This window comes from Streptomyces spororaveus (assembly GCF_016755875.1).
Lineage (GTDB): Bacteria > Actinomycetota > Actinomycetes > Streptomycetales > Streptomycetaceae > Streptomyces > Streptomyces spororaveus.
The window spans coordinates 2,699,483-2,712,441 of sequence record NZ_BNED01000005.1; the positions used below are offsets into that span (position 1 = coordinate 2,699,483).

Genomic DNA, 12,959 nt, shown 5'->3' on the forward strand with positions numbered 1-12,959 from the left:
GCCTTAGCGGGAGGGGGCGAGCGGGAGGGGTCGGATGGGTACCGCTGACGGTTTTCGCCGTGTCGTATGAACGACTCCCCTCGATTCTGCCACCTCGTACGGGTCGGGGTGCGGGTCAGGACGTTCCGGCCAGGCGGACCAGGAGCGGAGCCGCCCGTTCCCCGCGCACCGAGGTCAGCGACAGCACCGCGTGCCCCGGCGGCACGGCGTGCGCCAGGTCCGAGGCGGACCAGCGCTCCCGCTCCACCTGGCGCACGGTCACCGCGTCCGTGGTGACCGCCTTGCCGGTGACGAGCTTGCGGAAGGAGTGGATCGCCCGGGTCAGCGGCTGGTCGGCGAAGACCGTGCGGTGGGTGACGTCGCGCGTCTCCACCCACTCGGTGCCCCAGGCCTCGGCGAACCGCTTGCCGTCCCAGGTGGTGACCCCGGAGAAGGCCATCCGGCAGCCGACCGCCCCGAGCAGCGGCGTCCGCAGCGCCTCCGGCACGTCGTCCAGCGAGCGCAGCGTGAGCAGGACGCCCGCATGCGCGGAGCGCAGCCGCTGGACGCCCCGGACGGTCTCGGGGGTCAGGGTGTGGGAGGCGTCGTCGAAGGCGAGGAAGGCGAAGAGGGAACGGTCGGTGCGGGCGGCCGCTGCGGCGTTGAACTGGGCGAGCAGCAGCCGGGCCAGCATCCGGGAGGCGTCGGCGTGCCCGCGCTCGGGCAGGTCCACGCGGACGCGGATCGGGTGTTCCAGGGCGCGCAGCGAGAACGGCCGGCCCTGGCCGGTGGTGTCGAAGAAGCCGGCGAAGGCGGGCCGGTCCAGCAGGGCCACCCGGTCGGCGAGGGCGGGGCCGGGGTCGCCGTGGGCCCCCTGCTGCCGGATCCGGGCGTCGAGCTCGCGCAGCATGGCGTGCTGCCCTGCGAGGTCGCGGCGCAGCGCGTCGAGGGCCTCCGGGACCCGGTCGAGCAGCTCGCGCAGCTCGGGCACGGTCGGGAAACGGTCGTACGCCGCCCGGAACGGCCCGAGGAGCTGGGCGAGGGCGGTGGCGGCCCGGCGCACGTCGATCCCGGGGACGTCCCCGACGAAGGACTCGGCGAGCAGGGTGGCGGCCTCGTCGGGGTCGGTGGCGCCGCCGTAGAGGTCGAGGTCGTAGACGGAGGCGGGGTCGCCGACCCGGACCACGACGTCGAAGGCGGCGTCGGGCCCGAGCTGGGCGCCGGCCGCGCCGACGGCGACGACGGCGGCCTGGCCGGCGAGGGCCTGGAGCGAGAGCGACTCGACGACGGGCCGCACCAGCCGCCGCGTCTTGCCGGTACCGGAGGGCCCGACGGCGAGCAGCGACGTCCCGAGCACGTCGGGGTCGAGCGCGAGGGCGGTTCCGCGCCGGGAGTACGGGTTGCGCACGCCGTCCTCCACGGTGCCGAGCAGCACCTGCCGGGCCAGCAGATCGTGCCGGGCGGCCCGTACGGGCAGGTCCCGCGCCCCGGACGGGTGCACACAGGCCCCGGCGCCCTTGTCGCGCACGGCGTCGGTGAAGGCCCGCATGCGCGAGGGGTCGACGCGCACGGAGTCCCACGCCCGCCGGATCCGGGCGTAGTCCACGTCGTTCATCCGGCCGCCCCCGGCCTCCGCCTCCAACCGCTCGGCGGCCTCCCCCAGTCCGGCGGCCCGCAACTGGGGCCACCGCGCGAGGTCGTCCGGTCCGCCGGCTTCGGGACCGGCGGAGTCGGCGGGGCGTGCGGGCTGCACCGTGCGCAGGGCTCGGCTGCCGAGCACCCGGCGGCCCAGTTCGGGCCACCGGCCGAGACGCCCGAAGCCGATCACCAGGATGGAGACGACCACGGCGTACCAGATGTAGCTCGCCCAGACGGATTCGGGAGAGCGATTGTGTGCCCAGGAGTCGGGCGTGAACATGTAGAGCGGCCACAGCCAGAATCCACCGAGGTAGCCGTTCCACAGCAAGGACCAGAGCAGCAGTCCCGCGAGCAGCGAGATCAGCGCACCGCTGATCAGCTGCCGGGTCGGCGTCCGCTCCGGCTCCTCGGCGGCCCGCGGCACGTGCCCGTACGTCCATACGCCCGGCCCGTCCGAGGCGCGCGGGTGGCGCAGCCAGTCGCCCAGCGTCGGCCCGGCCGTCGGCGCGTGCGAGGGCTTCGGGGGGAGACCCGGGTTCGGCGGCGCGGCCGGTCTCGGGACGTGCCCGGCCCGGGGCGAGCGCGTCTCGTGCGTGCCGTCGGTGTCCATGAAACCCCTGCCCCCTGCCCGTGCCTGCGCTGCGTCGCTCAATGTAGTTGCCCGGGCCTCTGCCGTGGGCCCGTACCCGCGCTCCGGTTCGCCGTGCCGTACACGAGACACGCGCCCGGGTCCTTCCTATGGCCGTCAAGGACAAGGACACGCGGTGATCACTACCGAACGGAGCATGCAGGACCCCCGCTCCCGGGCCTAGCCTGCGGACAAAGAGACAAGTGCGTCCGAAAACACCCCCCAGGAGCCCCCTATGACCGCTGTTCCGCAGGAGCGCAAGATCGTCACCGCGATCCCCGGCCCCAAGTCGCAGGAGCTGCAGGCCCGCCGCCTCCAGACCGTGGCCGGTGGCGTGGGCTCCGTGCTGCCCGTCTTCACGGCCCGCGCGGGCGGCGGCATCATCGAGGACGTCGACGGCAACCGCCTGATCGACTTCGGCTCCGGCATCGCCGTGACCTCGGTCGGCGCTTCCGCCGAGGCCGTCGTGCGCCGCGCCTCCGCCCAGCTCGCCGACTTCACCCACACCTGCTTCATGGTCACCCCGTACGAGGGCTACGTCGAGGTCTGCGAGGCCCTCGCCGAGCTGACCCCGGGCACCCACGCCAAGAAGTCGGCCCTGTTCAACTCCGGCGCCGAGGCCGTCGAGAACGCCGTCAAGATCGCCCGTTCGTACACCAAGCGCCAGGCCGTCGTCGTCTTCGACCACGGCTACCACGGCCGTACGAACCTCACCATGGCGCTGACCGCGAAGAACATGCCGTACAAGCAGGGCTTCGGTCCGTTCGCCCCCGAGGTCTACCGCGTCCCGGTCGCCTACGGCTACCGCTGGCCCACCGGTGCCGAGAACTGCGGCCCCGAGGCCGCCGCCCAGGCGATCGACCAGATCACCAAGCAGATCGGTGCCGAGAACGTCGCCGCGATCATCATCGAGCCGGTCCTCGGTGAGGGCGGCTTCATCGAGCCGGCCAAGGGCTTCCTGCCCGCGATCGTGAAGTTCGCCAACGACAACGGCATCGTCTTCGTCGCCGACGAGATCCAGTCCGGCTTCTGCCGCACCGGCCAGTGGTTCGCGTGCGAGGACGAGGGCATCGTCCCGGACCTGATCACCACCGCCAAGGGCATCGCGGGCGGTCTGCCGCTCGCCGCCGTGACGGGCCGCGCCGAGATCATGGACGCCGCGCACGCCGGTGGCCTGGGCGGCACCTACGGCGGCAACCCGGTGGCCTGCGCCGGTGCGCTCGGCTCCATCGAGACCATGAAGGAGCTCGACCTCAACGCCGCGGCGAAGAAGATCGAGTCCGTCATGAAGGCCCGCCTGACGGCCATGCAGGAGAAGTACGACATCATCGGCGACATCCGCGGCCGCGGCGCCATGATCGCGATCGAGCTCGTCAAGGACCCGGTCTCCAAGACCCCGTTCCCGGAGGCGGCCGGCGCGCTCGCCAAGGCCTGCCACGCCGAGGGCCTGCTCGTCCTCACCTGCGGCACCTACGGCAACGTGCTCCGCTTCCTCCCGCCGATCGTCATCGGCGAGGACCTGCTGAACGAGGGCCTGGACCTCATCGAGGCCGCGTTCGCGGCCATCGGCACGGCCATCTGATCGAACGTCTAGAACGTTCGCACGCAGCGACCGGCCCCTACCGCCGGTAACGGGCGGACGCTGTGAAGAAGCTGTGGGGGGCCGATGGCGGGAGCGCGATCCTGCTGTCGGTCCCCCTTCCTCTGCCGTACGGTTTCTGCAGATGAGTGAGACACCCCGCTCACGGGAAACCGAGGGCGACACCAGTACTGGGCTTCCCCAGCACCGTACTGGGCATGCGTTCGCGCACACTCCTCACCGATCGGACAGCCGTTCGCCCCAAACCCCCCGGGGCGCCCGGCAACCCGGTCCGGGCGGCCGTCCCGGAACCATCCCCCCTGTTCCGGGACGGCCGGCCACTCCTCTCCTGATCGCCGCGGTCTGCGGCCTCCTCTTCTCCCTGGTCACCTGGCAGGTGCTGGTCTCCGGCCCGCTGCTGGCCCCGGACCACGCGCTGAGCCGCGCCCTGGTGCGCACGGTCCCGGACTCCGTCACCGAGCGCCTCTCCGACCTCGGCAACATCCCGGTCGCCGTGCCCGTCCTCGTCCTGGCCATGGCCTACGCCGCCCGGCGCGGGCGCGCCCTCGCCGCCGGGGCCGCGGGGCTGGCGATGGCCCTGGTGCCGGCCCTGGTCATCCCGTTCAAGGAGTGGACCGCCCGGCCGGGCCCCCTGGAGCCCTGGGCCGCCGGCTACTTCCCCTCGGGCCACACGGCCACCGCCGCCGTCGCCTACCTCGGCGCGGCCCTGCTCGTGCGTCCGGACACCCGCCGGGCATGGCCGACGGCCGCCGCCCTGGTCCTCACGGGGGCGACGGCCGCCGGACTGATCCTGCGGGGGTGGCACTGGCCGCTGGACGTCCTGGCCAGCCTGCTGATGTGCACGCCCCTGCTGCTCGTGGTCGGCTGGGCCGACCGGGTCAGCCGCCGAAGTAGGCGTCGAAGTTCCGGCTGAACTCCCAGCCTCCGAAGCGGTCCCAGTTGATCGACCAGGTCATCAGGCCGCGCAGGCCGGGCCAGGTGCCGTGCGTCCGGTAGCTCCCGCAGTCGGTCGCCCTCGTCAGGCAGTTCAGCGCCTTGTTCACCTCGGCGGGCGCGGTGTGGCCGTTGCCCGCGTTGGTCGTGGCCGGGAGGCCGATGGCGACCTGGTCCGGACGCAGGGCCGGGAAGACCCGGGCGGTGTTCCCGGCGACCGGGAAGCCGGTGAGCAGCATGTCGGTCATGGCGATGTGGAAGTCCGCGCCGCCCATGGAGTGGTACTGGTTGTCGAGGCCCATGATCGAGCCCGAGTTGTAGTCCTGGACGTGGAGCAGGGTGAGGTCGTCGCGCAGGGCGTGGATGACCGGGAGGTACGCGCCGGCGCGCGGGTCCTGGCCGCCCCAGGGGCCGGAGCCGTAGTACTGGTAGCCCAGCTGGACGAAGAACGTCTCGGGGGCCATGGTCAGGACGAAGTCCGGTCCGTACCTGGCCTTCAGGGTCTTCACGGCCGAGATCAGGTTGACGACGACCGGGGTAGTCGGTGCCCGGAAGTCGGTGTCCCCGGTGGCCAGGGAGAGGGAGTGGCCCTCGAAGTCGATGTCCAGGCCGTCGAGGCCGTACTCGTCGATGATCCTGCCGACCGAGGAGACGAAGGCGTCCCGGGCGGCCGTGGTCGCGAGCTGGACCTGGCCGTTCTGGCCGCCGATGGAGATCAGCACCTTCTTGCCGGCCGCCTGCTTGGCCTTGACGGCCGCCTTGAACTCCGCAGCGGACTCCACGTTCGGGCACTCCGCGACCGGGCACAGCCGGAAGCGGATGTCGCCCGAGGTCACCGAGGTCGGTTCGCCGAAGGCGAGGTTGATGACGTCCCAGGAGGCGGGCACGTCGGCCATCCGGACGTAGCCGGAGCCGTTGGCGAAGCTCGTGTGCAGGTAGCCGACGAGCGCGTGCGCGGGGAGGCCGCCTCCCCCGCCACCGCCGCCCCCGGGCGTGGTCGCGGAAGCGGGCGCGCTCTGCGGTGACTCGCCCGCCGCGTTCACCGCGGTGACCCGGAAGGTGTGGGTGGTGGCCGCGGCGAGACCGGTCACGGACGCCGAGGCGGAGGTGACGGACAGGGGCGCCGCGCCGTCACGGTGGACGGTGTACGAGGTGGCGCCGGGCACCGCCGACCAGGCCAGCGCGACCGAGCTCGACGAGGTGGCGGTGGCGGTCAGGCCGGTGGGGGCGGCCGGGAGCTGGGGCTGCCCGGGACCGCCGGGGTCCGGGCCGACCAGGGTGAGGTCGTCGGTGAAGTGGGCGCTCTGGCCGTACCAGCCGTGGGTGTACACCGTCACGGAGGTCGTGGCCGGGCCGGTACGGAAGGTGGTGGTCAGCTGCTTCCAGGTGCCCGGGGTCTGCGTCCACGCCGACACGTCGGTGGTACCGGTCCCGGTCGCGCCCAGGTAGACGTACGCGCCCTGCACCCACGCGGCGAGCATGTACGCCGAGTCGGGCTTGACGGTGACGGTCTGGGAGCAGCGGGCGTTGTCCTGGCCGGCCGGAGTGGCCCTCAGGGCGGAAACCCCACCGTGGACGGGCGTGGTGACGACGGCTCCGCTGCCGCCCGAGCAGCTCCAGCCGTCGAGGCCGGTCTCGAAGCCGCCGTTGCGTACGAGATCGGCGTCGGCCGCCGCGGCGGGCGGGCCCGCGGCGAGGAAGCCGGCCACCGCCAGGGCGGCGGCGGTGAGGAAGGGTATGGCTCTGCGCACAACTGCCTCCGGTGCATGGGGGGATGGAGGGGGTCAGCGGCGCCCAAGATGGTCCAGACCAATACCCTTGTCAAGACTTCCGGCCCTCCTTCGCCAGCACGCGCGCGGCCGCCTCGTGCATCGCGAGCTCCAGCACCGCCGGGTCGGTGAGCGTCCCCTCGCCGTCCGGGAGCACCAGCCAGCGCACCCCGCCGGTCACCCGGCCGGGATACGGGACCACGATCCAGCTCCCGCGCCCGGCACCCCGTACTCCCGTGGCCAGCCACCGCGACGCCGTGCCCGCGGGCACGAAGAAGCCCAGCCGCGGCATCGACGTGCCGCTGCGCCCCGCGGCGCCGTCATCGGCGAGCACCGGGCCGGGCCGGGCGAGGAGCAGCCGGAGCACGTCGAGGGTGGGCCGGCCCAGCTCCCCCGGCATGATCAGCACGTCCCAGCGCCGGCCTGCGGGCAGCAGGGCCACTCCGAGGGGGCTGCGCTCCCACTCCCGGCGGCAGGCCTGCGGGTCCGGCGCCGCCGATACCAGCCACTCCACCGCCGTCTTGGTCCCCGAAATCGCCATCGCCCGGCCTCCGTTCCCTGTAGGTGAGGGGTTCTCACCCGAAGAGAGCGGGGCCGGGCGCAGGTATGACGCGGGTTGCGTTACTCCATGCCGGTGAAACAGGTCACACGGTGAGCGGCGGGCCGGCCGCCTGACGACGCCCTAGCTGTCGAAGCCGAGGCCGAACCGGTCCAGCGTCTTGAGCCACAGGTTCCGGTGTCCGCCGCGGGCGTCCGCGCGGGCCAGGGACCACTTGGTGAGCGCGATTCCGGTCCAGGCGAAGGGCTCGGGCGGGAACGGCATCGGCTTGGACTTCACCATCTCCAGCTGTGTGCGCTCGGTGGAGAGCCCGTCCAGCAGATCCAGCATCACGTCGGCGCCGAACCGGGTGGCCCCCACGCCGAGGCCGGTGTAGCCGGCCGCGTACGCCACCTTGCCGGAGTGCGCCGTTCCGAAGAAGGCTGAGAAGCGCGAGCAGGTGTCGATCGCGCCGCCCCATGCGTGGCTGAACTTCAGCCCCTCCAGCTGCGGGAAGGCGGTGAAGAAGTGCTCCGCGAGCTTGAGGTAGGTCTCGGGGCGGTGGTCGTACTCGGAGTCGAGCTTCCCCCGGTAGGGGTAGATCGCGTCGTACCCGCCCCACAGGATCCGGTTGTCGCGGGTGATCCGGAAGTAGTGGAACTGGTTGGCGCTGTCGCCGAGCCCCTGCCGCCGCTTCCAGCCGATCGCGGCGAGCTGGGCCTCGTCGAGCGGCTCGCTCATCAGCGCGTAGTCGTAGACCGGGACGGTGAACGGGCGGACCCGGCGGACCAGCGAGGGGAAGATGTTGGTGCCCAGGGCGACCCGGCGGGCGAGGATCGTGCCGTAGGGGGTGGTCACGGTCATCCCGGAGCCGGCCTGGGCCAGCTTCAGGCCGCGGGTGTTCTCGTAGATCCGCACCCCGAGTTCCAGGCAGGCCCGCTTGAGGCCCCAGGCCAGCTTCGCCGGGTTGAGCATGGCGACGCCGTCGCGGTCCCAGAGGCCCGCGAGGAAGGTCGGCGAGTCGACCTCGGCGCGCACCGCCTCGCCGTCCAGCCATTCGGAGCCGTCGGCCAGGCCCAGGCGCAGCGCCTCCTCGTGCAGTTCGCGCAGCTCCTCGACCTGGTGCGGTTCGGTGGCGACGTCGATCTCGCCGGTCCGCTCGAAGTCGCAGTCGATGCCGTAGCGGGCGACGGCCTCCTCGATGGCGTCGAGGTTGCGGGCGCCCATCTCCTCCAGCTTCGCCAGCTCGCCGGGCCAGCGGGCCATGCCGTTGCTGAGGCCGTGGGTGAGGGAGGCGGCGCAGAATCCGCCGTTGCGGCCGGAGGCGGCCCAGCCCGCCTCCTTGCTCTCGATCAGTACGACGTCCCGCCCGGGGTCGCGCTCCTTGGCGATCAGCGCGGTCCACAGCCCGCTGTAGCCGCCGCCGACGACCAGCAGGTCGCAGCGCTCGTCGGAGGTCAGCGCCGGCTCGGGGGCCGGCTTGCCGGGGTCGTCCAGCCAGTACGAGACCGGCTTCGCTTCGGAAAGGGATTTCGCAACACTACGCATGGCGACTGGGGCCATGTCTTCCAACTCCCTACGGAACTGATGACGTGCTTTCCCGAATTACTTCGGTTGTGCCTTCTTACGGCGGTTGCCGACCATCTGGCCGGCCAGGACCACCAGCACCGCGATGACGAACATCGCCGTACCGATGACGTTGATCTGCACGGGCGTACCGCGCTGGGCCGAGCCCCACACGAACATGGGGAAGGTGACGGTGTTGCCCGAGTTGAAGTTGGTGATGATGAAGTCGTCGAAGGAGAGCGCGAAGGAGAGCAGCGCGCCCGCCGCGATACCGGGTGCGGCAATCGGCAGGGTGACCCGTACGAAGGTCTGCACCGGGCCGGCGTAGAGGTCGCGGGCGGCCTCCTCCAGCCGCGGGTCCATGGACAGGACACGGGCCTTGACAGCGGCGACGACGAAGCTGAGGCAGAACATGATGTGCGCGATCAGGATCGTCCAGAAGCCCAGCTGGATGCCCATGTTGAGGAAGAGGGCGAGCAGCGAGGCCGCCATCACGATCTCGGGCATCGCCATGGGCAGGAAGATCAGCGAGTTGACCGCTCCGCGCGCCCGGAAGCGGTAGCGCACGAGCGCGAAGGCGATCGCGGTGCCCAGCGCCGTCGCGGCCAGGGTGGACCACAGGGCGATCTGGAGCGAGAGGGACAGCGACCCGCACATGTCGGCGACCCCGCAGGGGTCCTTCCACGCGTCGAGGGAGAACTCCTGCCAGGCGTAGTTGAACCGCCCGGTGGGGTTGTTGAAGGAGAAGACGGTGACGACGACGTTCGGCAGGATCATGTACGCGAGCGTGCCGAGGCCCGCGATGACCACCAGGTTGCGCCGGAGCCAGGTGAGGGGATTGCGCATCAGACCAGGTCCTCCGTCCCCGCTCGGCGGATGTAGATGGTGACCATGATCAGCACGATCGCCATGAGAATGAAGGACAGCGCGGCCGCCGTCGGGTAGTCGAGGATCCGCAGGTACTGCGACTGGATGACGTTGCCGATCATCCGGGTGTCCGTGGAGCCGAGCAGTTCGGCGTTCACGTAGTCGCCGCTCGCCGGGATGAAGGTGAGCAGGGTCCCGGAGACCACGCCCGGCATCGAGAGCGGGAAGGTCACCTTCCGGAAGACCGTGGCGGGGCGGGCGTACAGGTCGCCCGCGGCTTCGTGCAGGCGGGTGTCGATGCGCTCCAGCGAGGAGTACAGCGGCAGGATCATGAAGGGGAGGAAGTTGTACGTCAGACCGCAGACCACCGCGAGCGGCGTGGCCAGCACCCGGTCCCCCTCGGTCATGCCGAGCCAGCTGGTGACGTCGAGGAAGCCGATCGCGTTGAGGCCCGCGACCACCGGGCCGCCGTCGGCCAGGATCGTCTTCCAGGCCAGGGTGCGGATCAGGAAGCTGGTGAAGAACGGGGCGATGACCAGGACGAGCAGCAGGTTGCGCCAGCGGCCGGCCTTGAAGGCGATCAGGTAGGCCAGCGGGTACCCGAGCAGCAGGCACAGCGCGGTCGCGGTGCCCGCGTAGAGCAGGGAGCGCAGGAACTGCGGGTAGTACTCGGTGAAGGCGTCCCAGTAGGTCCCGAAGTGCCAGGTGACCTGGAAGCCCTCTTCGAGGGAGCCGGTCTGCACCGAGGTGGAGGCCTGGTAGACCATCGGCAGGACGAAGAACACCAGCAGCCACAGGATGCCGGGGAGCAGCAGCCAGTACGGGATCAGCCGCTTGCGCAGGGACGGCTTGTGGACCGGGGGTTCGGTGGGGGCGGGCGCCTGGGGCGGCGCCGTCTCCACTGCGGAGCCGCTCACACGCTCTCCTCGACCGTCTCGATGCCCGCGTCGATGTCCTGGTCGGCGTCCAGCCCGAAGGTGTGCTCCGGGCTCCAGTGCAGGACCACCTCGGCGCCCGGCGCCAGACGGGCGTCCCTTTCTATGTTCTGGACGTACACCTCCAGCTCGGGGCAGACCGGGCTGTCGATGACGTACTGGGTGGAGACGCCGATGAAGGAGGAGGCGGCGATCCGGCCCGGGACCTTGTTGCGGCCGGCCGCGATGGTGTCCTCCTCGTCCGCGTGGACCAGGGAGATCTTCTCGGGGCGGACGCCGACCAGGAGTTTTCCGCCCGTGCGGGGCGTGGTCGAACATCGCGCGGCCGGCAGTCGCAGCGTGGCGCCGGAGGCGGAGACGACGATCTCGGACCCGGAACCGGCGGCGGCGCCGGTGCCGGCGGTCTCCACGGTGGCCTCGATGAGGTTGGAGGTGCCGAGGAAGTTGGCGACGAAGGTGGTACCCGGGTTCTCGTAGAGCTCGGCGGGGGCGCCCAGCTGCTCGACGCGGCCGCCGTTCATCACGGCGACCGTGTCGGCCATGGTCATGGCCTCCTCCTGGTCGTGCGTGACGTGCACGAAGGTGATGCCGACCTCGGTCTGGATCCGCTTGAGCTCCAGCTGCATCTGGCGGCGCAGCTTGAGGTCGAGGGCGCCGAGCGGCTCGTCGAGGAGCAGCACCTGCGGGTGGTTGATCAGGGCGCGGGCGACGGCGACGCGCTGCTGCTGGCCGCCGGAGAGCTGGTGCGGCTTGCGCTGGGCGAACTGGCCGAGCTGCACCAGCTCCAGCATGTCGTCGACCTGCTTCTTGACCGACTTGATGCCGCGGCGGCGCAGTCCGAAGGCGATGTTCTCGAAGATGCTCAGGTGCGGGAAGAGCGCGTAGCTCTGGAAGACCGTGTTGACCGGGCGCTTGTACGGCTGCAGGTCGGTGACCTCCCGGTCTCCGAGGTGGACCGTGCCGGTGGAGGGCTCCTCCAGGCCGGCGATCATGCGCAGGGTGGTGGTCTTCCCGCAGCCGGAGGCGCCGAGCAGGGCGAAGAAGGAGCCCTGGGGGATGGTGAGATCAAGCGGGTGCACGGCGGTGAAGGTGCCGTAGTGCTTGCTGATCCCGGAGAGGCGGACGTCGCCGCCCGCGGTCTTGTCAGTCATGAAAGGTCCCGGGGTTGGGTAGGTCAAGGGGTCGAAGGCTCGGCGGGGCCGCAGCGGGCGTGCGTCAGGCGCCGATGAGCTTGGCGAACTTCTCCTCGTACGCCGTCTCTTCCTCGCTGGTGAGGGAGCGGAAGGCGTGGGCCTTGGCGGCCATCGCCTTGTCCGGGACGATCAGGGGGTTGTCCGCGAGCTCGGGATCGATCTTGGCCAGCTCGTCCTTGACTCCCTCGACCGGGCAGACGTAGCTGATGTACGCGGCCAGCTGGGCGGCGATCTCGGGCTCGTAGTAGAAGTCGATGAGCTTCTCCGCGTTGGCCTTGTGCCTGGCCTTGGCGGGGACCAGCAGGTTGTCGCTGGAGGTGATGTATCCGGGGGCGGGGATGGCGTACTTGATGTCCGGGTTGCCGGCCTGGAGCTGGATGATGTCCCCGGCCCAGGCGAGGCAGGCGGCGAGGTCGCCCTTGTCGAGGTCGGACGTGTAGTCGTTGCCCGTGAAGCGGCGGATCTGGTTCTTGTCCACGCCCTTCTGGAGCCGGCCGATGGCCTCGTCGAAGTCGGCGTCGGTGAATTTCGCCGGGTCCTTGCCCTGGTCGAGCAGGGTCATGCCGACGCTGTCGCGCATCTCGGTGAGGAAGCCGACGCGGCCCTTGAGGGAGGGGTCGTCGAGCAGCTGGGTGACGGAGTCGACCTTCCTGCCGCCGGTCGCCTTCTCGTTGTAGGCGATGACGGTGTCGATGCCGGTCCAGGGATAGCTGTACGACCGTCCCGGGTCCCAGTCGGGGGTGCGGAACTGCGGGATCAGGTTGGCGTAGGCGTGCGGGAGGTGCGCCGGGTCGAGCTTCTGGGCCCAGCCGAGGCGGATGATGCGGGCGGCGAGCCAGTCGGTGACGACGATCAGGTCGCGGCCGGTGTCCTGGCCGGCCGCGAGCTGGGGGCGGATCTTGCCGAAGAACTCGACGTTGTCGTTGATGTCCTCGCTGTACTTGACCTTGATGCCGGTCCGCTTGGTGAACTCCTCCAGCGTGGGACGGCTCTTCTCGTCCTCGCTGGTGTCCATGTACTCGGTCCAGTTGGAGAAGTTGATCTCCTTCTCCTGGGCCGAGTGGTCGTCGGAGGCCACGGCCGCGTCGCCCTCGCGTTTGGCGGGCGGGATCCCGCACCCGGTGAGGGCGGCCAGCCCTCCGAGGGTGAGCGCCCCGACTCCGGAGGCGCGCAGCAGCGAGCGGCGGGTGAGGGCGCCGCGCCCGCTGGTGAGGCTGCGCCGCATCGCGGCGAGTTGCGCCGCAGAGAGGCGGTCGGGCTCGAACTGCTCCATGCGCTGTGCCCTTTCGGGAGGTGTACCGCTGGTCAGGCGG

10 protein-coding genes are annotated in these 12,959 nt (G+C 71.2%); 2 read left to right on the top strand and 8 right to left on the bottom strand.

Going from position 1 to position 12,959, the window contains the following annotated elements; all coding sequences use genetic code 11:
- Positions 1-115: 115 nt before the first annotated feature.
- On the bottom strand, positions 116-2,227 hold the full coding sequence (locus Sspor_RS14210; RefSeq protein WP_202199477.1) for an ATP-binding protein: 2,112 nt from the start codon (positions 2,225-2,227) through the stop codon (positions 116-118).
- A gap of 253 nt (positions 2,228-2,480) precedes the next feature.
- Here Sspor_RS14210 and gabT point away from each other — a divergent pair, with 253 nt between their 5' ends.
- Together gabT and Sspor_RS14220 are read left to right on the top strand one after the other, a co-directional pair.
- Positions 2,481-3,827 (top strand): 4-aminobutyrate--2-oxoglutarate transaminase, encoded by a 1,347-nt coding sequence (gabT, locus tag Sspor_RS14215; protein WP_030012869.1) that lies wholly within the window; start codon positions 2,481-2,483, stop codon positions 3,825-3,827.
- Between the two features lie 394 nt (positions 3,828-4,221).
- The gene (locus Sspor_RS14220) at positions 4,222-4,758 is read left to right on the top strand and encodes a phosphatase PAP2 family protein (protein WP_308296070.1); all 537 of its coding nucleotides are present in this window, start codon (positions 4,222-4,224) and stop codon (positions 4,756-4,758) included.
- On the opposite strand, the gene Sspor_RS14225 is transcribed toward Sspor_RS14220, so the two are convergent.
- From Sspor_RS14225 to Sspor_RS14255, 7 genes are all read right to left on the bottom strand, one after another.
- Positions 4,724-6,529 (bottom strand): chitinase, encoded by a 1,806-nt coding sequence (locus Sspor_RS14225; protein ID WP_202199479.1) that lies wholly within the window; start codon positions 6,527-6,529, stop codon positions 4,724-4,726. The genes Sspor_RS14220 and Sspor_RS14225 overlap by 35 nt on opposite strands.
- Before the next feature lie 70 nt (positions 6,530-6,599).
- Positions 6,600-7,088, bottom strand: coding sequence for a hypothetical protein (locus tag Sspor_RS14230; RefSeq protein WP_202199480.1), 489 nt, complete (start codon positions 7,086-7,088; stop codon positions 6,600-6,602).
- Positions 7,089-7,229: 141 nt separating this feature from the next.
- Positions 7,230-8,648: an NAD(P)/FAD-dependent oxidoreductase gene (locus tag Sspor_RS14235; protein ID WP_202199481.1), complete on the bottom strand. Its 1,419-nt coding sequence runs from the start codon at positions 8,646-8,648 to the stop codon at positions 7,230-7,232.
- A gap of 42 nt (positions 8,649-8,690) precedes the next feature.
- On the bottom strand, positions 8,691-9,497 hold the full coding sequence (locus tag Sspor_RS14240) for an ABC transporter permease (protein WP_030386359.1): 807 nt from the start codon (positions 9,495-9,497) through the stop codon (positions 8,691-8,693).
- A complete protein-coding gene (locus tag Sspor_RS14245; protein ID WP_202199482.1) occupies positions 9,497-10,435 on the bottom strand; it encodes an ABC transporter permease in 939 nt (312 codons plus the stop codon). The genes Sspor_RS14240 and Sspor_RS14245 overlap by 1 nt, the downstream gene beginning before the upstream one ends.
- A complete protein-coding gene (locus tag Sspor_RS14250; RefSeq protein WP_202199483.1) occupies positions 10,432-11,604 on the bottom strand; it encodes an ABC transporter ATP-binding protein in 1,173 nt (390 codons plus the stop codon). The genes Sspor_RS14245 and Sspor_RS14250 overlap by 4 nt, the downstream gene beginning before the upstream one ends.
- Before the next feature lie 64 nt (positions 11,605-11,668).
- Positions 11,669-12,919, bottom strand: a complete 1,251-nt coding sequence (locus Sspor_RS14255) for a polyamine ABC transporter substrate-binding protein (protein WP_202199484.1) — start codon at positions 12,917-12,919, stop codon at positions 11,669-11,671.
- Between the last annotated feature and the right edge of the window lie 40 nt (positions 12,920-12,959).